This window comes from Paenibacillus sp. USHLN196 (genome assembly GCF_037144955.1).
Classification (GTDB): Bacteria; Bacillota; Bacilli; order Paenibacillales; family Paenibacillaceae; genus Paenibacillus; species Paenibacillus xylanexedens_C.
In genome coordinates, this window is record NZ_JBBCYH010000007.1 from 72,047 (window position 1) to 94,453 (window position 22,407).

At 48.1% G+C, this 22,407-nt stretch carries 19 protein-coding genes and 1 pseudogene; 4 read left to right on the forward strand and 16 right to left on the reverse strand.

The features are described from left to right. Nucleotides 1-63 precede the first annotated feature (63 nt). Entirely contained in the window at nucleotides 64-741 is a 678-nt protein-coding gene (locus WFI24_RS18160) for a TIGR00266 family protein (RefSeq protein WP_336763027.1), read from the reverse strand. Beyond that, nucleotides 738-1,133: a winged helix-turn-helix transcriptional regulator gene (locus WFI24_RS18165; RefSeq protein WP_062836690.1), complete on the reverse strand. Its 396-nt coding sequence runs from the start codon at nucleotides 1,131-1,133 to the stop codon at nucleotides 738-740. Before WFI24_RS18165 ends, WFI24_RS18160 begins: the two co-directional genes overlap by 4 nt. Nucleotides 1,134-1,297: 164 nt before the next feature. Between WFI24_RS18165 and WFI24_RS18170 the strand changes: the two genes are divergently transcribed. After that, the gene (locus WFI24_RS18170) at nucleotides 1,298-2,512 is read left to right on the forward strand and encodes an MFS transporter (protein WP_336763030.1); all 1,215 of its coding nucleotides are present in this window, start codon (nucleotides 1,298-1,300) and stop codon (nucleotides 2,510-2,512) included. Nucleotides 2,513-2,706: 194 nt separating this feature from the next. Then, the gene (locus WFI24_RS18175; protein ID WP_336763032.1) at nucleotides 2,707-3,564 is read left to right on the forward strand and encodes an aldo/keto reductase; all 858 of its coding nucleotides are present in this window, start codon (nucleotides 2,707-2,709) and stop codon (nucleotides 3,562-3,564) included. 132 nt (nucleotides 3,565-3,696) lie between these two features. Here WFI24_RS18175 and WFI24_RS18180 read toward each other — a convergent pair whose 3' ends face one another. The 10 genes from WFI24_RS18180 to WFI24_RS18220 all read right to left on the reverse strand — a co-directional run bounded on the left by WFI24_RS18180 (nucleotide 3,697) and on the right by WFI24_RS18220 (nucleotide 15,616). Then, a complete protein-coding gene (locus tag WFI24_RS18180) occupies nucleotides 3,697-5,796 on the reverse strand; it encodes a glycosyl hydrolase family 18 protein (RefSeq protein ID WP_336763034.1) in 2,100 nt (699 codons plus the stop codon). Beyond that, entirely contained in the window at nucleotides 5,797-7,374 is a 1,578-nt protein-coding gene (locus WFI24_RS18185; RefSeq protein WP_442956238.1) for a chitinase, read from the reverse strand. A 380-nt stretch (nucleotides 7,375-7,754) separates the two neighbouring features. Next, complete coding sequence (locus WFI24_RS18190; RefSeq protein WP_336763036.1) at nucleotides 7,755-8,810, reverse strand: pectinesterase family protein; 1,056 nt, start codon at nucleotides 8,808-8,810, stop codon at nucleotides 7,755-7,757. Further along, a complete protein-coding gene (locus WFI24_RS18195) occupies nucleotides 8,807-9,919 on the reverse strand; it encodes a glycoside hydrolase family 88/105 protein (protein WP_336763038.1) in 1,113 nt (370 codons plus the stop codon). The genes WFI24_RS18190 and WFI24_RS18195 overlap by 4 nt, the downstream gene beginning before the upstream one ends. A gap of 70 nt (nucleotides 9,920-9,989) precedes the next feature. Then, nucleotides 9,990-10,955 carry a LacI family DNA-binding transcriptional regulator gene (locus tag WFI24_RS18200; RefSeq protein WP_336763040.1) on the reverse strand — a complete coding sequence of 322 codons (966 nt, stop codon included), beginning with the start codon at nucleotides 10,953-10,955 and terminating at the stop codon, nucleotides 9,990-9,992. A gap of 32 nt (nucleotides 10,956-10,987) precedes the next feature. Continuing rightward, nucleotides 10,988-12,583 carry an extracellular solute-binding protein gene (locus WFI24_RS18205; RefSeq protein ID WP_336763041.1) on the reverse strand — a complete coding sequence of 532 codons (1,596 nt, stop codon included), beginning with the start codon at nucleotides 12,581-12,583 and terminating at the stop codon, nucleotides 10,988-10,990. A 70-nt stretch (nucleotides 12,584-12,653) separates the two neighbouring features. Then, a complete protein-coding gene (locus WFI24_RS18210) occupies nucleotides 12,654-13,535 on the reverse strand; it encodes a carbohydrate ABC transporter permease (RefSeq protein ID WP_062836682.1) in 882 nt (293 codons plus the stop codon). A 30-nt stretch (nucleotides 13,536-13,565) separates the two neighbouring features. Beyond that, nucleotides 13,566-14,471, reverse strand: coding sequence for an ABC transporter permease (locus tag WFI24_RS18215; protein ID WP_076332232.1), 906 nt, complete (start codon nucleotides 14,469-14,471; stop codon nucleotides 13,566-13,568). A 342-nt stretch (nucleotides 14,472-14,813) separates the two neighbouring features. After that, entirely contained in the window at nucleotides 14,814-14,978 is a 165-nt protein-coding gene (locus tag WFI24_RS34525; protein ID WP_442956239.1) for a helix-turn-helix domain-containing protein, read from the reverse strand. Continuing rightward, nucleotides 14,972-15,616, reverse strand: coding sequence for a cupin domain-containing protein (locus WFI24_RS18220; protein ID WP_336763045.1), 645 nt, complete (start codon nucleotides 15,614-15,616; stop codon nucleotides 14,972-14,974). Before WFI24_RS18220 ends, WFI24_RS34525 begins: the two co-directional genes overlap by 7 nt. 117 nt (nucleotides 15,617-15,733) lie before the next feature. Between WFI24_RS18220 and WFI24_RS18225 the strand changes: the two are divergent. Both WFI24_RS18225 and WFI24_RS18230 read left to right on the forward strand, forming a co-directional pair. Then, nucleotides 15,734-16,958 (forward strand): annotated as a pseudogene (locus tag WFI24_RS18225) (MFS transporter). A gap of 78 nt (nucleotides 16,959-17,036) precedes the next feature. Continuing rightward, a complete protein-coding gene (locus WFI24_RS18230) occupies nucleotides 17,037-17,819 on the forward strand; it encodes an ABC transporter ATP-binding protein (protein WP_336763046.1) in 783 nt (260 codons plus the stop codon). A gap of 198 nt (nucleotides 17,820-18,017) precedes the next feature. Here the strand turns inward: WFI24_RS18230 and WFI24_RS18235 are convergent, their stop codons facing one another. From WFI24_RS18235 to WFI24_RS18250, 4 genes are all read right to left on the reverse strand, one after another. Beyond that, a complete protein-coding gene (locus tag WFI24_RS18235) occupies nucleotides 18,018-18,746 on the reverse strand; it encodes a class I SAM-dependent methyltransferase (RefSeq protein WP_336763047.1) in 729 nt (242 codons plus the stop codon). 154 nt (nucleotides 18,747-18,900) lie between these two features. Then, entirely contained in the window at nucleotides 18,901-20,196 is a 1,296-nt protein-coding gene (locus WFI24_RS18240) for a glycosyltransferase family 2 protein (RefSeq protein WP_336763048.1), read from the reverse strand. Between the two features lie 155 nt (nucleotides 20,197-20,351). Next, nucleotides 20,352-21,227 (reverse strand): diguanylate cyclase domain-containing protein, encoded by an 876-nt coding sequence (locus WFI24_RS18245; RefSeq protein WP_336763050.1) that lies wholly within the window; start codon nucleotides 21,225-21,227, stop codon nucleotides 20,352-20,354. A 51-nt stretch (nucleotides 21,228-21,278) separates the two neighbouring features. Further along, on the reverse strand, nucleotides 21,279-22,406 hold the full coding sequence (locus WFI24_RS18250) for a glycosyl hydrolase family 8 (RefSeq protein WP_336763052.1): 1,128 nt from the start codon (nucleotides 22,404-22,406) through the stop codon (nucleotides 21,279-21,281). Between the last annotated feature and the right edge of the window lies 1 nt (nucleotide 22,407).

The following is a 22,407-nucleotide window of genomic DNA, read 5'->3' on the forward strand; positions in this document are numbered from 1 at the left end:
TATTCCTATAACGATGATGGAGACACATCCGTTGCAACTCTGTGTGTTCTTCTGCAATAATATTTAGCGCGCAGGGATAAACTGCTTCACCCATTGTCCGAATCCTTGCGGATTGCGGCTCTGTATAAGAATGGTTCCTTCTCCACGGAACCGGCATACCAACCCTTCTCCACTTGTCACACTTGATAACCAGCCTTGTGAAGCTTTCTCAATACGGTACTCTACATAATGGGGCCATGCCACCAAATGGGCGTTATCCACGATCATTTCTTCACCCGCAGCCAGATTGATCGCATGGATTGCACCATAGGAAGACAGAAATACAGTTCCACGTCCGCTGATCTCAATAATAAAGAAACCTTCTCCCGAGAAAAGACCCTTCTTCAGGTTTTGCATTTTGGTATTTACCTGAATGCCCTCGGTACCTGCCAGAAATCCGTCTTTCTGCACATAGAGTGAATAGGAACCGTCCAATTCAACGGCTTCCACATCGCCCATGCTTGAAGGTGAGAGTAGAATCTCTGCCGATCCGCCCGCAGCCGTCAGTTCCTGAAAGAAGAACTTCTCCCCGCTCAGCATTCGACCGAACCCGGCAAACATTCCACCTTCCGCTGAACCCTTCAGTTCAACCGTCGGAGTCATGGAGACCATCGCACCGCTTTCGGCCTTGAAACGCTCTCCCCGCTGCAAATGTACTTTAAGCATCGCAAAAGCACCATCATATAAAATCTCATAGTTCACGGTTGCACCAGCTCCCTATTGTCCGAGTTAAAATCATTTAGCCCGTTATCTTCCAACACTGCTGATTTGTCTCCGTATTCCTTCACAATATGCTGATCTCCCCAATTACAGAGCGCATTAAGAATCGGTTCAAGACTCCGCCCATAATCACTCAATTCGTACTCTACCTTGGGCGGGACCTGATTATATACAATCCGGTTCACGATTCCGTCGTTTTCAAGCTCTCTCAGTTGCTGTGTTAACATTTTCTGTGTAATAGCGGGCATAATACGCTTAAGATCACTGGTTCGCTTTTTCCCATGTGTCAGATGACATAGAATGACGCATTTCCACTTGCCACCGATCACCTCCAACGTTGCTTCAACCGAGATGTTATATTTTTTTCGAACCATTACTTGTTTCCTCCCTGATGAATGGAATTACATCCGATGCATGCTGTATAGGCACCAAAAAGTACGTAGGGTACTAAAAAGTACGTACTATTCAATCTATACTGAATAACTCATAATAGCATTTGCCGGTACGTAAATCTACATTCTGGGGAGTTGAGCAAGAAATGTTACAAGATTCAAAACGCAGCACATGGGCGCTGCTGGCGCTGGCCATTAGTGCATTTGCTATCGGTACCACTGAGTTTATCAGTGTTGGGCTACTGCCCCTCATTGCAGATGACCTGGGCATTTCCGTAACTACAGCGGGACTGACCGTTACCTTATATGCCTTAGGCGTTACCTTTGGGGCTCCTGTCCTGACCTCACTGACGTCTACCGTATCACGCAAAACGCTACTGCTTGCCATTATGGTTGTCTTCATTGCGGGTAACACGATGGCTGCGCTATCGACCGGTATCACCATGTTACTCATTGCACGCGTGGTATCTGCTCTGGCACACGGAGTATTCATGTCCATCGGCTCCACTATTGCAGCGGATCTGGTACCTGCCAACCGCAGAGCAAGTGCCATTGCCATTATGTTCTCCGGCCTTACAATAGCCACGGTAACGGGCGTACCTCTCGGTACACTCATCGGTCAACATTGGGGCTGGCGTGCTGCATTTATCCTGATTGTTGTAGTTGGCATCGTTGCGATGATTGGGAACCTGATACTCGTGCCATCCACGTTGAAACACGGAACACGAACAGCATTTCGGGATCAGCTGAAGCTGGTTACAGGTGGACGCTTACTGCTGGCTTTCGCCATCACTGCCGTTGGGTACGGAGGAACATTTGTTGTCTTTACGTATCTGTCCCCGTTGTTGCATGATATCAGCGGCTATTCCGAGAAAACTGTAGCGTTCATTCTGTTGTTGTACGGAATTGCCATTGCAGCGGGCAATATCATCGGCGGTAGAGCAGCCAACCGCAACCCGCTTAAGGCGCTCTTCTACATGTTCATCATTCAGACCATCATTCTGGGCATCATGTACTTTACCGTCCCGTTCAAGCTGGCAGCACTGCTCACCATTATGGGTATGGGCCTGCTCGCCTTCATGAATGTGCCTGGTCTTCAGATGTATGTAGTAACCTTGGCTGAACGATATGCACCACAGGCCAAGGATGTAGCCTCAGCCTTTAACATCGCCGCATTTAATGCAGGGATCGCTATAGGTGCCTATTTGGGTGGAGTGATCAATGACTCCATCGGTTTGATTCACACGACATGGGTCGGAGCCTTGATGGTTCTCGTAGCTGTAATCCTGACGGCATGGGCTAAAATGCTAGAAAGCAAGGATCAACATATATCCGCCGAAATGGAGAAGGCTTCGTTCTAAGTTGCATCCCGCCCATTGGGCTCAGCCTGGGAATATTGGTTCCAAATTTAGGAGGGAACCGGTTTCACATCGTATTTTACTATACTATATACGTTGAACCCAATTTGATCTACTATGATTTGATTTTGTATGATGAAATAACGGAAATTCAGCTTCAAAGGACTGATTTTTACACAATTGAAGGAGGAACTCTCATGACAACAATACAAACCGCACAACATTTACACTCCAAAGTAACGCTGCACAATGGTGTTCATATGCCTTGGTTCGGACTTGGCGTATTTAAGGTAGAAGAAGGATCTGAGTTGATTGCAGCCGTGAAAAATGCGATTAAACATGGCTACCGCAGCATCGATACTGCCGCAATATACGGTAACGAAGCCGGTGTGGGCCAAGCGATTGCAGAAGCTTTGCAAGAGAACAACCTGAAGCGGGAAGACCTGTTCGTGACATCCAAAGTATGGAATGCAGACCTCGGATATGAAGAGACACTTGCCGCTTTTGATACCACCTTGAACAAACTTGGACTGGAATATCTGGATCTGTATCTGATTCACTGGCCAAAAGCAGGCAAGTACAAAGCAGCCTGGAAAGCAATCGAGGAGCTTTACGCAGCCGGCCGCATTAAGGCTATTGGCGTAAGCAACTTCCAGATTCATCATCTCGAAGACCTGATGCAGGATGCCAAAGTGAAACCGATGATCAATCAGGTGGAATACCACCCTCGCCTGACTCAGGTTGAGCTTAAGGCTTTCTGTGAAAAAAATGGTATTCAGCTTGAAGCTTGGTCGCCTCTGATGCAAGGCCAGCTGTTGGACAACCCAGTGCTCACAGCGATTGCTTCAGCCAAAGGCAAATCGGTTGCACAAGTAATCCTGCGTTGGGATCTGCAAAATGGGGTCATTACTATTCCGAAGTCCACTAAGGAACAGCGGATTATCGAGAACTCCTCCATCTTCGACTTCGAACTTTCAAATGAAGAGATGGATCAGATCAGTGCCCTGAACGAAGATGTACGCGTTGGACCTGATCCAGACAACTTCGATTTCTAATAGATAGCCTTTTGGGAGGCTACTTTGATATAACACAGCGAAAACCACCGGATCAATCAAGAGCCGGTGGTTTTTGGTCTTCTATTTTTATACTGCACGCTTTAATTAAAAATGGTGTAATCCATATTTTAACTATTGAACCTGCCACAATGCAGGAACGTTGGATGGCTCCCACCCGGGTAAGGATGTGTGGGATTGCAAGCATTTGTACGTCTTGCCGCTATACGTGACCACCTGTCCTGTAGTGTAAGCTGTGTTTGCCTGCCAAGCGGAAACTCCCGGGTTCGTCGTTCCTGTTGCCGTTTTTACAGTCACAGCACCACTCGCAGCAGACAGATTGCCCGCCGCATCCTTTGCTTTCACCGTAAATGTGTACGAGGTATCCGCTGCAAGCCCGCTGATCGTTGCCGTCGTTCCGGTCACCGTTGTTGCCAGTACCGTTCCGTTGTACACATCGTAACCCGTTACACTAACGTTGTCTGTCGATGCCGTCCAGCTAAGTGTAATGCTGGAGGATGTTTGACCCGTCGAAACGAGGTTCGTTGGTGTAGTTGGAGCCTGCGTATCACCTCCCGGCTGAGCCGTTGTGCTTACGGTTACAGCATTACTGGCTGCAGACAGATTACCTGCCGCATCTTTTGCTTTTACCGTAAAGCTATATGATGTACCCGCTGTAAGTCCGCTGATCGTTGCCGTCATCCCGTTGACGGAGGTCGCAAGATTAGCACCGTTGTAGACGTTATAACCGGTCACACCTACATTATCTGTTGAAGCATTCCAGTCCAGCGACACCGAATTTGCCGTCACGCCTGTCGAACGGGCATTTCCGGGTACGCTCGGTGCTGTCGTATCTACTGGCGGCAAGGTGCCTCCATTGGACAGATCCGATTGCAGCTTGTTTTGGAGCGTTTTGTTACGGTCACCGCTCAGCTCCCAGAACATCGCACCACCGAGTCCTTTGCTCTTGATATAAGCCGTTTTATACCCAACAGACTCCGCATCGTCATAGCTGATAAAGCGCTTGTTGGATGCATTATAGAGATATGGCACTTTGGCCGTGTCATTCCAGTAACGGGTATACCCGTTTTTGTTGATGTAATTGGCCTCCAGATCATAGAAATCAAAGGAGCCTGCCTCCCATGTTCCAACGGAAGAACCACCCGTGCACGTCTGATACTGGCCGCTATTTGCCTGTGCACATCCATCCCAGCCACGTCCATAGAATGGAACACCAAGCACAAGTTTAGCAGCAGGCACACCTGCATTCAGATGCCCTTGTGCTCCGGCAGCTACATTAAATGTATTGGCATCTGGCACGCCAGCGGCTGAAGCCGCAGGATCATAGTTCAATGGTGCATTATGTGCGCTGATCTTTTGCCAAGCCCCGTTAAAATCGTATGTCATGATGTTAATCCAGTCGACGATGGCAGCAATTTTTGCAAGCTCTGTATTCGCGGCGTAGGTCGCAGATGCACCGCTGGCAATCGTAAGCAGATACTTCTTGCCGTCTACAGCCCCCGCTGCATCCAGCTTTTCACGGATTTTGCTCAAGAGCAGGGTATAATTCTGCTTATCTTCAGGACGTTTGCTGTTACCATCGAGCCCGCCAGATACCGGGTACTCCCAGTCCAGATCCACCCCGTCAAAATTGTACTTCCGCAGAAAGTCCACGGCAGAGTTCGCAAATACCTCTCGGGTTGCCGCAGTCGCAGCTACATCAGAGAAGCGGTTGGACCACGTCCATCCTCCAACGGAGATGATTGTCTTCAGATTAGGATTAATCTGTTTCAACTTATTCAGCTGATTGATATTGCCTGCAATGGGTTGATCCCACATATCTCCTGCAAATGTCTTACCCGTATCGATCCAAGGATCGCCAAGTACGATCGTTCCGTTGGGCACATTGATCGTCTGGCTTTTTTCATTCTGACAGGTCCAGGTCACAGGATTTGGCCCTGAAGGGTCCGGGTTTCCATGAACGCCGTTCCAGCAAATATCAGCAAAAGCATAGTTGATATGCGTCACTTTATTCGGATCAATATCGGTTACATTATAGTTTCTCCCGTACGCAGCCCAGGACGGGTAATAACCAACAATTTTATAAGTATCCGCTGCTTCTGCCGTAGCAGGTTGGAGTGTAAATGAAGGGATAATAACAGATAAGAGCAGGGACAGACCCAGGAAAAACGTTGCGGTTTTCTTCCAAACCGTGTGTTTATTTACATTTGGCATTTAGTACACAGCCTCCTTTGTTGTTTGCGTGCTAAAACCATTCAGGAATAAGCGATGTGCGTTTGAGAACTGGTTGTTCGTATACGCATCCCAATTAATCGACCAGGTCATAATCCCCTTAAGGCCTGCATAACCAGCAGGTTGGCGAAGGGTGTAGGAGCCACCGTATGACACACCTTTGATCAAATAATTCAGTGCCTTTTGCAGCTCAGCTGGCGTCGTATAACCGCCTCCGGCAGCTTGCTGGGAAGCCGGTACACCGATTGCAATCTGGTCCGGTCGCAAGGGACTAAAGAATGGTCCTGAGCTTCCGCCTACATTAAAACCTTGAAGCAGCATTTCAGCCATGGCTACATGGAAGTCAGCTGTTCCTTGGGCGTAGGAGCGCCCATCCAGCCCCACCATGGAGCCCGTATTATAGTGCTGTACATGAAGCAGGGTCAGGTCATTGCGCAAGGCATGGATGACTGGCAGGTATGCTCCCCAAGGGCCGCCATAGCTCAGATATCCGCCCTGTACATAGGCCGTCTCCGGCGCTGCCGTCAGGATGAAATTGGCGCCAAAATGAGATTTAACCGCCTTTACGCCATTGATGAGATGAACGATCTTCGGTGTCGTCGGACTACGGAAATCGGTATCCCCTGCATTAAGAGACAGGGAGCTTCCTTCCAGATCGATATCCAGACCATTGAAACCATAGGTGGAAATAATTGATTTTAACGATTCTTCAAACTGCTGTCTCTTGGTCGCATCAGTGAGTTCAATGGTGCCATTGGCTCCCCCCATGGAAAGCAGCACTTTTTTTCCTTGGCTTTGAAGGTAGGCAATATCGGATTTGAATTCGGCTACCGTCGCATTATATGGAGTAAAAGCAAGCGTTCCGCTGCCATGTGAGATTGGTTCGGCAAAGGAGACATTAATGACGTCATAGGCTGTTGATACGTTACGAAGTCTGATATTGGTAGAACCATTGTCGAAGTTGTGCCAGTAGCCGATCAGCCATTTGCTGCCGGTTGGCCCAGGATGAGAAGATCCGTTAGAAGTCGTTACACTGAGGGATGTGCTCGCAGCAGATGTATTGCCTGCGGCATCTTTTGCTTTTACCGTAAAAACATAAGTCGTGCCAGCTGTCAGTCCCGTTACGACAGACGTTGTAGCTGAGGTGCTTGTCACGAGAACACCGTTTCGATACACCTCATATCCCGTTACGCCCACGTTATCCGTGGATGCACCCCAAACCAGATTGACTGAGGTGTCCGGGATGGAGGATGTGGTCAGACCAGTCGGCACAGAAGGAGCTGCCGTATCAGGACCCGGAGTCTCTCCTCCTCCGCCGGTATCTTCACCGACGTATTTCCACAATGCAGGAACATTGGAAGGCTCCCAACCAGTCAACGCTGTATGGGGCTGAATACACTCATAATCTTTATTTTGATATGTTACGAGATCTCCTTTCTTGTATGCGGTGCCTGCCTGCCATAGGGCAGCGGCGTCAGCTCTTGGTGCAAACCACGAAATAATCAGAAGAAATGCCAAAGCGAATGTAATGACCGGGCGGAATCGAACAGCTTTATTCAAGCAAAATCCCTCCTGTACTAGGTTATTCTCACCTTGCAGACAGAGCTTCACTGGTGCACTCACATGTAATCCGCGATCAATTCGAGCCTCATCAAACCGTCTGACGCTAAGTGCCTCCTCACTCCCTTCCCTTACCAAAATGGACCTTCCCTCTCGTTCTTTTTTTAACAGACACCATCCAAATTTTACAGGGAATTTACAGATCCTCACCCTGTATTTAATCAGTAAAATGCAAATCAGATAAGGGATAAATTATTTCTATGGGGGGCGAAAAATGTAAGATGCCGCACAAAAAAGGCTCTCTACCAAGTCTTTAAGAGACTTGAAAGACAGCCTTTATCTTTTAATTTGCAGTAGTAGAAAGTTGAATTGCCACTGATTTAGCCCTTCTCCTCACCGAAAGGTTGCCACCCGTCCACACCGGACAGAACAAGAGGTATCGCGTATTCAGCTGCTTCCTGCTCACTGAGTGTTCTCGCCCATGGGACCCGCACCGTCGCATTTCCGGCCCCAGGTCCGGCACTGTGATATTCGGCGTACACAACCGTCGCTTCCGCATCGGCTTTGTTCCAGTTATGCCAGCCCTCCTGCTTCACATGGGCACCGATCCAACAGTTCAAGAAACAGACTTTGGCATGATTACGCCAGGGTCTACCAAGGTATACCGACTGGGGAGGTGCGTTACTGGTCAGATCACAATCGATAAATACATACCCATAACGTACATCCTCGGGTGTAGAAGCCGCGGTAATCCAGCCGTTCACTTCTCCGTTCGTAGCCGCCGCATCAGACAAACGGTTCTTCGCAAAGATCTCGCAACCCTTGAATACAGCCGTAGCCGAGCCGAAAATAAAATCGATGTCGCCCTCAATGTAACAGTCCTCATAATATTGACGCAGCTTTCGCCGCTCCGCACCATCTCGTGGCCCGCCAAAGTAGCTGCGATCCAGCGGTTGCTCCGGCAATGGCCCGGTAAAGATCGTATCCTGATGGCCGATAAAGCGACAATCACGGAATGCAGCCCGATCTCCGTCCACATAAATAGCCAACGCCTGACCTACTACCTTACCTGGCCCAGCAGAATTAACAAATGAAAGACGCTCGGCTGTAAAATCGTCAGCTCCGATGAAGGCAGTATACGAATGAAACGTGTGATATTGTGACCCGTCCGGAAACTTCTTGAGTGCATGATCATCATACGTAATGACGGTCTGCTCCGCTCCCTCGCCTACCAGATGAATCATGGGCTTCTCAATATGCAGCTTCTCATAATATACACCTGACTTAATTCGGATCTCGAAGCACTCTGTTGCATGATCCGGAACGGCATCAATGGCGGCTTGTATGGTAGCATAATCACCCGTCCCATCCGAAGCAACGTTATAATGTTGGTTTTTTTGATCCTGATCCGTATACGGTGACACCTGCTTACTCATGACAATCGCTCCATTTCCTGTGCAGCCAGCAATAACGGAGCCAGACCCATAAAGGAATCGCTTACAATCGCTTCGCTCACATAGTAGCTGTAAGAGCCGTCCCGGTCCAGACTGAGTCCTGCCCCGTGGCAGATTCCATTCAGCCTCACTCCGTCGGCCGTTTCATCCACCAATCTGGAGGTCAGTCCGTTCCAGCCTTTTTCTGCTGCTTCTCTGAAATGTGGCTCCAGATAACGCAACCGTACACCCTTTGCGAGTGCATACACGAACATGCTTGAGCCGGAAGCTTCCAGATAATTGCCCTTGCGGAAACCCTGATCGAGTACTTGGAACCACAACCCACTCTCCTGCTCCTGCACGCGAACCAATGCATGACACATCCGTTCGAAGATACCAATAATCGTTCCACGCTTCGGATGATGCACAGGGAAATGCTCCACACTGTCTACAATAGCCATCGCATACCAGCCCATTGCACGACTCCAGAAATGTGCGGAGCATCCAGTCAACGCATCGGCCCAGACCTGTTCTTTGGATTCATCCCAGCCATGATAGAGCAGCCCGGTGCGTGGATCACGCGTCTTGTGTTCAATCAGCAAGATCTGATGAGCTACCTCATCCCATAATTCCGGACGATTGAACTGCTTCGCATACTGAGCAAGGAAAGGAGACGACATATACAATCCATCCAGCCACATCTGGAATGGATAGATCTTCTTGTGCCAAAAGCCGCCTTCGGATGTTCGAGGCTGCCCTACAAGTTGCGCCGCCAGTAGATGTGCTGCTTCCGTGTATCGCTGATCTTCGGTAGTATCCATCAATCCGAACAGGTTTTTGCCCTGATTGATCTGATCCAGGTTGTATTCTTCAAGGGAATACGTCGCAATGGAACCATCTTGCTGCACATACATATCCATATGTCTCTTCATAAAAGCAATATACTCATCCTTGCCGTACTGTTTACCCGTTCGCGCCATTGCCATTAGTGTCATACCCTGAACATAAGCCCATCGTTCAGAAGGAAACGCATGATAGCCGTCCCCGTCACATTGCTGGATAATTGTCTCTGCTATTCGCTCAGACCAGGATAATTGCGTCTGTACCTGCATAACGGACCCCTCCTTGAATGTTGTACCATCCTTAACGTGCACATGTGCGTCTAATCATTCCTGTTCTTCGTTACTGGCATATTGCCGTGGAATTGCGATGATTCAACTTCGGCTGAATTACCACCGGATAGTCCACCTGTTCATCACGGATCAACGATACAATCAGCTCTGCGGCCTGCGCAGCCAGTTCATCCAGAGGTGGTCCAATGGTTGTCAGTGCAACCTCGGCATATTGCATATCTGGCAGATCATCGTAACCGATTAATGAGATATCCCGTGGGACACTGTAACCCGCTTCGAGCAAGGACCGCAGCGCCCCCCGGGTCACCAGGTTGTTCAATCCGATAAAAGCCGTGGGTGACTCCGGGCCAAATGTATGATTACGTATGGCAAAATATCCGTCTTCCCAAGAGGAATGTGCTGGCAGTACATGGTCCTCGTTGAACATTAAACCTGTGCGCTGCATGGCTTCCCTGTATCCTTCCAGTTTGATATTTTGCGAGTTGCCGATAAAACCGATTCGGGTATGACCGAGCGATTGCAGGTGCTCGACTGCTTTGAATATGCCTTCTTTGCGATCAATCTTGATGTATGGAGAGTTGGGCGTCTCATCTGTACCCAGCACGAAACATGGCATGTTGAGTGTTGCGAACTTTTTCCAGAATACATCCCGATTGTCCAAGGCATAGTCCCACAGGATACAACCATCCACACGCAGCTGGCTGAAAATATCTACCCCGTCATCGGCGACGACCAGAATCATCTGGTATCCCCGTTTCTTCAGCTCCGCGTGCAGACTGCCGGATATGTTCGAGAACAATGGATTACTCAGCTCATCCAGCACAAAACCGATGATATTGCTTCTGCCCGTGGAGAGCTGCCGAGCCAACATATTTTTCCGATACTGGTGTTTCTCCGCAACGGCGAGCACCTTCTGCTTCGTCGCAGGTTTGATTCGAGGATCATCGTTAAGCGCCTTGGATACCGTGCTATAGCTCACCCCCGCCAGTTTGGCAATATCTTTAATGGTTATCAAAATCAATCAACACCCTTCATACCTTGGGAAACTTATTGCTGTGCAGCTTTATACCGATCATACTGCGCCTGTCTGCCAGCAATAACCTGCTCAATATTCATCTTTTTCAATGTTTCAATATAACTGTCGAACTGATCCAGACTGGCATCTCCGCTAATGAATTTGAAGTTCATCTCTTCCACATATGTCGTGATATCAGGCATCGCCATGCTCTCTACACTTGCCTCATCCGGCAGCGCGTAGACAAACGGGAACGGTTCACGGATGTACGGCTCCAGTTCCTTGTCGAGCTTGGCATGCCATTCGGCTACGACAGAATCGGCAGAGTCGGTGGATTGAATGTTAGGCAGATTGACGGGTCCGATCCCGAGCTTCTGAATGTATTCATTGTCTTTGCCTTTGTCCGTGAATGTCTTCACGCCATTCTCTTCCGTATACGTATCATCCTTGATGCCCCATGTATAATACGTCTGCGCTTCCTCACTTACGGCATAGTCCAGGAAACGGAAAGCCAGCTCCGGATTTTTGCTATCACGCGTAATGCCAAAGATACCACTTACCGGTGTACGTCCTACATAGAATTGGTCCCCATATGGTCCTTTCAGTGGCAAAATGCCTTGGAAGATGGGCTCTGCCGGATCATAATCCTTGAAGAGCGGGCTATAGACCATCGACATGTACCAGCTAAAATTAAACGTCGCTCCCGTCACATCCTGAGAGATACGCGAGGTCACCTGATCACTTGTGGTACTGGCATAATCCACCCCAAGCAGACCTTCCTTGTACAATCCGTTCAAGTAAGCCAGATATTCCTTATAGGCAGGCTCATAATAGCTAAAATGCACCTTGCCCTGATCGTCCGCATAGAATTGATTGGACAGATCCAGACCAAAAACAGGACCAAATGCCATCGACACAAATTTGGATTCCATGGACAGCGGAATCTCATCAGCCTGCCCGTTGCCATTCGGATCATCCGTCTTGAATTTGCGCAGCATCGCTGTGAACTCATCCAGTGTAGTCGGTTCGTTCAATCCCAGCTTCTTCAGCCAGCGCTGATTGATCATAAACACAGGCATATAGTTTCGGGTGAGCGTCTGCTGCGGGATATAATACATTTTACCATCTGGCGTCGTTAAACTGGCTTTAACCGAAGGGGACTTTTCATATATTTTTTTGAGATTCACGCCGTACTTATCCACCAGTTCGTTAATCGGGATAAACAGGCCACTATTGATGTATTTCATGAGCTGATCCTGATCCGGCAGATAAACGATATCCGGCAATCCCGTACCCGCAGCCAGCCTCGGATTCACAGCATCCGCGTAATTCTGTGGTGGAATCAGATCCCAATCGACCTCAACACCGGCATTGCTCTCGATTTTCTTCACAATGGCGGCGGTAGACAGATCCACATTGGTCGTCCATGCGTTGGTTCCAAGAACAGATAATTTGGCATCTGGCTGATCCGTTACCGGTCCTGCGCCAGTGTAATTAAATGCAGGTTCCGAGCTAGTTGGGGTACTTCCCGCATCAGTCCCCGCCCCTGTTCCTCCGCTACAACCCGCAAGGCTGATTGCCAGTATCGCTGCCATTACACTTTTTCTTCCTGCCCCTTTAAATCTCATCCATCATTCCTCCTTAGGTATGAACAGTCCTGAACAACCTTGGTCAATCCTGATGCTCGGGTAGAAAAGGCTATCCTTTCACGGCTCCGAGGGTGATCCCCTTAACGAAGTACCGTTGGATAAACGGGTAGATCGTAACAATAGGCAGAATGCTGACCACAATGGATACATAACGAACCTGAAGGGAGGAGACCGCCAGTGCACCCGAAGTCATCGTACCTCCCATCTTCTGCATCACTTCCGGAGAAGCCATGATCAACACCCTTCGCAGGAACATCTGTAAGGGCTGCATATCCTGTTTGCCCAGATATAATAGGGCCGAGAAGAAGTTGTTCCAGTGGAATACCGCATAGTACAGGGTAAGGACAGCCAGTGTTGGCTTGATGATCGGAACCGCCAGACGATACAGCATCGTCAGCTCGTTGGCCCCGTCTATACTGGCACTCTCGAAGATCTCATTCGGAATGCCTTCAAAAGCCGAGCGGCAGATCATGACGTTAAACGTAATGACCAGTACAGGCAGCACCATCACCCAGCGGGTATTGTATAGCCCAAGTGATGTTATGAGCATGTAAACCGGAATGAGTCCACCCGAGAAATACATGGTGAAGGCGATAAAAAAATTCAGTTTTCTACGCAGAAAAAATTGCTGTCTCGATAACGGGAAGGCGGCGAGGCAAGTCGCCACGATATTCAACAGCGTGCCAACCACGGTGTACCAGACGGTGTTGTAGAATGAAACCCATAACTCCTTGTATTGCAGGACCATTTGGTAACCTGATAGGGTAAACCCGACAGGCCACAACACGACTTTTTGTTTGTCGATGGCATCCACCGAGCTGAATGAAATACTGATCACGTACAGGAAGGGATATAACGTAATCACGACCGCCAGTATGGTCAGCAGGTAAACGCATCCGTAGAACAACCGATCACTACTCGATTTTTGCATACAGGATCTCCTTTGGGTTCGGTTATGGTGTTACCAGAGTGACATCTTGGTCAGGCGCCGGGTCATGGAATTGGCTGCAAAGACAAGCACAAATGTGATAATGGAGTTGAACAAACCCACTGCCGTGGCAAAACCGTAGTTCTGTCCCTCAATCCCCATCCGGTAGACGTAGGTAGACAATACATCGGCAGTTTCATAGGTGGCTCCGTTGTAGAGCAGATATACTTTCTCGAAGCCTACGCTCATAATGCCGCCAAGCGACAGGAGCAGGAGGATGACGATCGTTGGTTTGATGCTGGGAAGGGTCAGGTGCCAGAGCTCCTGAAACTTGTTGACCCCGTCAATTTTGCCGGAATCGTACATCTCGGGATCAATGCCCATAATGGCTGCAATGTAGATGATGGAGCTGAAGCCGAAACTCTGCCAGATGTCTGAACTGGTGAAGATGGTCCGGAACCAGCCAGCCTCCATCATGAAGTTCACTTTGTCCATGCCGAGCTTGGCGATTAGCGTGTTCACGATACCGTCTGTTGGTGACAGGAAGTTGATTATCATGCCGGCTACAACGACGGTGGAGATGAAGTGGGGAAGATACGTAACGGTCTGGGCAAATCGCTTGAATGTCCGGTTCTTGATCTCTACGATGCAGACCGCGAACAGAATGGGGATGGAGAAGCCAAACAGGAGCGGCAGAAAGGCAAGCAAAAACGTATTGCGCAGCAGCCGCCAAAAATAGATGGAGTTCACGAACTGCTCAAACCAGCGTAGGCCTACCCATTCCCCACTGAACATACCCTGCCCCGGCAAGAAATTACGAAATGCGAGTAACACGCCAGGCATCGGAAGGTACATAAAAATGAGATAATACAGAAAGATTGGCGAGAACATCAGCAGCAAATATTTATCCCGTCTGATCAAGCTAAACAACGTGGACATACGTCTCTTCACCTTAAATCGCTTCCCTTCGTTTCATAATTACAACGTTTGAATTTTTAGACGATCATATTATTCATAATTGGTATATGGATTATAGTTATCCGTATATCAATTCTATTACCATTGATGAATTGCTATTTTATCATCAACCGTGCTAAAACTGCTTCAAGTATTCTGATGGTTAATCTTAATTACAACGTTGTAATTTTAACCTAAATGTATACGCTTACATTAACTTTTTCCCATCTTAGCAAAGTCTCCATCGTTTGGCAACAAAAAAATCAGTGTCACGCTGTAATGTTCTGAATGCAGTCTCGCATACGCGAGACTGGCTATTGAAATCTACACGTGATTCCGATATTCCATCGGGGTCATCACATACACTCGCTGAAAGGCCCTGTAAAACTGACTGACACTGGAAAATCCCAGCTCATAACTGATTGTCGTCACTGAATCAGTCGTAAGACGAAGCCTCCTGGACGCCTCTTCTACGCGCAAACTCAGCATATATTGATACGGTGTGATCCCGTAAGAGCCTTGAAAGAACGCATGAAATGATACCGACTCTGATGAGCAACCATCGCCATTGAATCAATATCCATTGGGCTCGTGTAGGCACTGTGAATGTACTCCAGCACTCGGCGGAGATGAGGATCAATAACTGTACCGTTATCTATAATTCCTTTTCCATTTTCCTGCCCCGTCAACATACGTCTTAGATACGTCTCGACCGCCAGCTCTGTTTCCTGTACTTGCAGCAAATCTGGCATGTCATCTAACAAAATGGAATTCCAGCCTCGAAACAGACTGCTGATCTCCGCCGGATCAAAAGTCTGAGTAGGCCGAAACTCTGCTCGTCCCCCACTTGACTCTACATCTTCGAAACTGCCTGATGGCGGTTTGCGGAACTTGATCACAATGACAGCCGAATCGGATCCTATTTCAAAATAATGCTCAGTCTGGGGATGAGCAATAATGCCTATGCCTGCTTTTAGCGGGTATGCGTGCCGTTCCTGTACCAGATGACATTGACCTCTGACCGGCAACGTTAGCTGGTACCAGTCGTCATGTACATGTGGCTCATTCGCGAATCCTCCGGTAGCTTTCCATAATTCCAACCCATTTAGCGTCATGTTTAATTCCATCGTTTCCTCACCTGCTGACATTATAGCAAATCGTGCTCACTTTCCAAGCACTTTTCACAAAGACATGATCTACCCCCATCTTTTATCATTGAAAAAAATAATTCGAGGTGATCTCCCATGGCTCAGGCCGCTTTAAGCAAAATGCAAATCAACTCCTCTGCCAATTGGGCACTCGCCGGAGTCAGCTTCGCCCATCTGCTGAATGATGCGATGCAGACGGTTGTTCCGTCTGCCTTCCCGCTGTTCCAGCAAACCATGCAGCTCAGCTTCGCCCAGATGGGCTGGATTGCCTTCACCCTGAATATTACCGCATCCGTTCTTCAGCCACTGGTGGGTTATATGTCAGACCGCAAGCCAATGCCGATTCTGCTTCCCGGAGGCATGTTATTCTCCCTAATCGGTATTCTCGGCTTAGCCTTGTCTTCCGAGTTATGGATGCTGCTTGTCTCGGCAGCACTGATTGGTATAGGCTCATCTATCCTCCATCCCGAATCCTCACGCGTGGCCCATATGGCAGCTGGTCGTGGACGCGGAATGGCACAGTCGATCTTCCAAGTAGGGGGGGAACACGGGGCAGGCACTTGCTCCATTACTGGTTGCCTTTATCCTGCTACCCCATGGTCAGCGTAGTTTTCTATGGCTGATGGGCTTTGCCTTGATCGGTATCTTCATTCAGTCTTTGGTCAGTCGTTGGTACAGAGACAAGCTTAGCGAGACTCGCATTCGTCAGCAGCAGCCTCTAAAATCAAGCGGCGCAGAGCCGGCAGCTCAGCCTGTGAGCAGGGGATTCATCGCTTTTACAATGGGCATTCTCATCCTGCTGCTGTTCTCCAAATTCGTATATATTGCTGGCATGACCGGGTATTACGCCTTCTATTATGCCGATGCATATGACCTGCCTCTCTCCCAGGCACAAATCTGTCTGTTTATTTTGCAATTTGCAGGCATGGTCGGAACCTTGCTCGGCGGCCCGCTCGCTGACCGTTATGGACGCAAACCGATGATCTGGTTCTCCATAGCAGGCACTGCACCGTTCTCACTCTTGCTACCTTATGCAGGACCCGTCTTATCCATGGTCTTGTGCGGAATGATTGGACTCATCCTGATGTCCGGCTTCAGCGTTATCATTGTCTATGCACAGGAATTGCTTCCTCGTCATATTGGAACGGTATCCGGATTATTTTTCGGCCTGTCATTCGGCATGGCTGGACTTGGCTCGGTTGTGTTAGGTTCTTTAATTGATGTAACCAGCATTGCGTTTGTTATCAAGTTATGTTCGTTTTTGCCACTGCTTGGTGTGTGTGCTGTATTTCTGCGCAGGGATCGACCAAGAACAGCGTGATGACCGTTGAAACCTCTTTCGTTTTGTGACTACAATACACCTAGGACAATTGAGGATAACAGAAGGAAGGAATAACGCATGATTATTGATGTGCAGCATGTCACTTGGAAAAGGGGCCCTCACACCCTGCTGAACGATGTCAATTGGCAGGTCAATGACGGTGAACACTGGGCGCTGCTTGGCCTGAATGGCTCCGGCAAAACAACACTCCTGAACATGATCACCGGGTATCTCTGGCCGACCGAAGGCAAGATATCCGTGTTAGGCCATGAATATGGTGATGTGGATCTGAGACAACTTCGCAAATCCATCGGCTGGGTCAGTTCATCTCTGCAAGAGAAATTGCACGGTACAGACCGCACGCAGTATGTGGTGATCAGCGGTAAACACGCCACCATTGGCCTGTATGACAAGCTGTCCGATGATGATCTGGATCAGGCACAAGAATTGATGCACACGCTGGGCTGTCAGCACCTGTGGGATCGCGAATATCGCACCTGTTCTCAAGGGGAAAAACAGAAACTGCTCATTGCCCGAGCACTGATGGCCAATCCGCGCGTACTTATTCTGGACGAGCCTTGCAATGGACTGGATCTGTTCTCACGAGAACGACTGCTGGAGAGTATCCGTGAATTGTCCCAGCGACCGGATACCCCTTCACTCATCTATGTCACCCATCACACGGAGGAAATATTGCCCGTCTTTAGTCACAGCCTTTTGCTGCGCCGAGGTGAAGTTGTCCGTAGCGGATTAACCGGCGATCTGATGAACACGGAAGTGCTGAGCAACTTCTTCGAGGCACCTGTTGAAGTCGATCGGCATGGGGAGCGTGTCTATGTCAGAGCTGCGGCGGATTCATAATCGCGGGGTTATGCACAGCAAACATAACATAGGTGTAGAAACAGAACAGTAAAAGCCCAATATCTTATCCACATGTGGATAGATTTTGGGCTTTTTACTCCTATATCTAGTGTTATCCACCGTTTTCTGTGTAGAACTTTCTACTTTATGAGTATAACTTTACGGTTTCATCTATTTATCTATACGCTTTATCACTATCTACTTCCGGGCACCTAAAAACAGAAACAGCGGAATGCGTTGCCTCCGCAGATAGGTTTCCTCGTTTACAAAATGGGCACGCTGTGGTGCTGACTCGCGCAAATGCTCCACATGGAACCCTGCACGTTGCAACGCCATATAGTACGATTCAATGGACCGATGCATCTTTTTCACAGAACCGCCAAGCCACTGCTGCTCACGATATCCTTCCACAAAATATTGATCAATCACCCAATCGGTTCGAGTCCCTGAAGGTTGCAGCGTGGACGTGATCACAGGATGTTCTACCGAGAATACAAATGTACCCTTCTCTTTCAATGTATCGTATATGTTGCGGAACAGGCTGTCCACATCCTCAATATAGTGAATAGCCAGTCTCGATATAACCAGATCGTACACGCCGGCCGGGTAGGTCCAATCTTCCATGAACGCTTGCTCAATCCGGGCATTCAATCCGTTTACCGACTCGTTGGCTGCCTGAATCATATTCACAGAACCTTCAATCCCCGTATATGTTGTACCTTCGCGCTCCATACTCAGCAATTCTGCCGCGAACCTTGCATCTCCACAACCAAGGTCCAGAATACTCTTGCCAGCAACGTCCCCGATCAACTCCAGCATCACCGGCTTCTCCAATGTATCATTGGCGTTCTCTTGCCACTTGCGACGTTCCATGTACTTTTCGAAATTCGCCTCATTATCGTAAAAGTCTGATCCTCTGCCCTGCATTCCGTGACCCTCCATTATTTCGGATAAGCATGCTTCATACTTACAGCTTGTAAGAGTATACAAAATGTGGATGTGCCTGGCTATACCAAAAAAGGCTGTTTTCTGGAGTTAACCAGCAAACAGCCTTTCTGCCTTACACCTGTACCTTCGTCGCTTAGCCAAAACGTTGCGTCTTGTACCACTTGCTCTCGCGTTTCCGGATCTTGTCCATAATCAAAGAGTAGAATGCCTTGATCGAGATCAGAATAAAGAGTTGTGCATACGTGAAATAGGATACGCAGGCATATATGAAATTACGGGTATTGCTCTGTCCAATATCTGCGGCAAGCGCCAGATTAATCTGGAGCACGTAAATAAAGTACATGAGTGCCCAACCTATGACGAGGAACACATATGCATCGCCGGCAAATTGGAATGGTGAACTTACCTCCGGTTTAAATATGGCAATGACCCGATATACCAGATTCACGAGAAATATAATGTCCGACACAATGATTGCAAGCATGAACCAGAAATAACTGACCGCATAATAGATGACCAGCAACTTGTTACGCCAACTGGAGCGGTTAAACAAGTTATGAATGTTATCCAAAACCACCTGATAGTTCCCCTTGGCCCAGCGTTCGCGCTGCTTCATGTATACACTCAGCTGTTCCGGTTCCTGCTGATAGGCTTCCGCTTGCGGTGCAAGCGCCACAAACTGTCCGCGATTCAATATCTCGAATGACAGCGCGGTATCTTCCGTGATGGCTGTAACATCCCAACCACCAATCTCCCGAATCAACTCGGTTTTGATAATATAATTCGTTCCTGGAATGGAACCGAGCTTGAACAATTCCCACAGGCCTGTGTGATACACGCGTTGTGAAGTGATAATCTCCAGATTGATGCATTTGGAGAGGAAATTCTGACCTCTGTTGCGTGCTTTGTTTCTGCCAAAAACAACACCGTATTGTTCAGGATTCTCAAGCGATTTTTGCGCCAAAAACATGAGTGAATTGCGCTCAGGTGCGGCATCTGCATCGAAAATACAGATCCATTCGCCCGTCGCTAGCTCCAATCCATCATTTAACGCACCCGACTTACCGCCCGTTCCTTTACGTTCCATGACGGTTACATTCCGATGAGCGTAACTGGTGTGGCTAAGGAATGAATCCAGCTTCACTGCTGTATCATCTGTGCAGTTATCCGCGATCACGATGACCTGAACTTTGTCCTCCGGATAATTCAAGCGCAAGATGTGCTCTACCGTCGCCACAATGACCAGACCCTCGTTGTGTGCAGGAACCATGACAGTGACTGTCGGATAATGGTCCATATTCTCAGGAATCTGAATCCCTTTTTTGTCCTGTTTATTAATAAAACGAATCGCACCCGCCATAATAACAATCGATTCGAATACGGCAATCCAGATACTAAATATGGATAATACTAAAATAAAATCAGCCACTTACCTTCCTCCGATCATACTTGCGAATAACTTTCGATCGAAAACGAAGGGTTGCAATCGTTAACCAAATCGTAAATACCGCGAATAAACAACTGACGGCGATACAGATCGGGATGAACCAGGACATATAGTCCACAGTGCCTCTCTCCTTCCCGTTATATATACTCACCGATGAGATCGGTCTCTGTGTTTCGTTCAAGGGCAGCAATTACTGCGTCTATATCTTCATACTTGCTGAATTGCTCTTTCTGAAATACCAAAGCGCCGGATCTGATCACCGTCTGCAGCTCATTTCCCTTTTTATCAATCATATGAAGATCCATTATAGCTTTTTTGATTCTTTGCGTAAGAACTGGAAGGTATTCCACATTCGCCATCGGACATAAGATGACAAATCGCCCCCGATCCACGAAAAATTTATAATCCTCATATCGAATCTGCTTCTGAATCGTACCCGAGATTTCAAGCAGGAACTGTGCGTACCGGACAGAACCGAGAGATTCCATCACCAATGGCAAAAATTCAAGCTTGAACATGGCAATGCTGAATCCATACTTTTCGGAATATCGACGAGCAAGGTTACTATGTTTGATTAACGTATCTGCCAGAGCTCCCTTATTACCAAGGTTTGTATCCAGATCGATCTCCGGGTTACGATCCTGCATGTCTTGCAGACGCTCCACTACACGTGCACTGCGCAGCAGGCTTGCCTTAATAAACGCAGCCACTGCAAGGTTCGCCGGGATGAGTAGCCACCAGGAGAACACGAGCACATTCGCATCAGCGTATGTAACAAGCCACACAAAATAAGAGACCAGATATACAAATCCCACGACGACAGATACGCCAACCGGCAGCAAAAGACCAAAGACCAATACACTCAGCGAAACTATACTTAAAATAACATCCCCTGTCGTGTAGCTCTGATTCATATGAATTTTAAGATAAATCAATAGTAGTTGAATCACGGCAAGTGCAATCAAAAGGCCATATCCCCAAGCAATACGGCGGGTAGGTGCTTTATTTCTCATAGTTCCTTCTCTCCGTTGAATTGATAAAGCTCTAACATAATGAATCTTTCATTAGATGACAAAACCATTACTTTTTAATGTTTTCTGTAAAATATTCTCTCCTAATAAAGGAAAAAGATTATCAAACAGATGTGTGTTGCCGTCAAATACATATCCACCTGGATAACGCTCATCCTGACTACGCAACGTTATCATATGGTTATACAGCTGTTTAGCCCATTTTGGATCACCTGAACGAACAGCAAGCAAAATGGCGAGTCCATAGACCGATGAGGATTCATAAGATACCGCAGGTGTCTGGGATTTTCGCTTATACTGTCCGGGCAGCTGGTGCCGGGAGTTGAACTCCTTTTTCAAAAAAGCAATGAGCTTGTCCGGTTTGCGGTCGGTCACCGTAAGATGATTCGCCACAATCAACTGGTCGATCAGATTCACCGTGTCATCATACGTATATTCTTTACGGACCACATTGAAGGTCTTCGGATAGAACAGGCCATCGTCAGGCATTTTCTTCAGCAACGCTTCGTACCTCGCATAGGTTCCCGGTTCCACCATTTGATGCCTTTCCATCGCTTGCAGTGCAGGCAGATCTACATAGACCAGACTTAATGTATCCGTTGAATGTCCACCCGCAAAATCGTGGAAATCCACCAAGTATCCATGCTGCTGAGTCGACTGTGTTAAGGCGCGGGAAATGGCTGCTGCGGTCGCCAAATAGGCCTCTCTTCCTTGCTCCCACTGATCTGCTGCCTGCAATAAGGCACCAATAATACGAAGATCATCACCGAGTGCATTTGTCGTTACATGAGATTCACCCTTGGAATCCAGCTTCCAGGCGATATACGGGTCTGGCGGCGTGAGAAAGTAGGTCGTCAATTGCTGGTAGCTCTGCTCAAACAAAGCCTGATCATCTCTCGCTACCGCATACTGCATCCACAGACCGAGTGACTCCGATAGAGCCCCTCTACCCGCTACGATATCTGCTTCCTCCGAAACTGCATCCTGTAAGTAGGTGGCCAGTGTTCCATTCGGGTTGGTCATATGATTCTTGATAAAAGCTACCGTTGGGGATTCTTCGTTCATCAGGAACCGCTCCCTCATCAACATCACACTGGCTGTAGTAATAATGATCAGCATTAGGACCAGCCATGTTTGTTTTTTTCGAAATATGATCTTCACG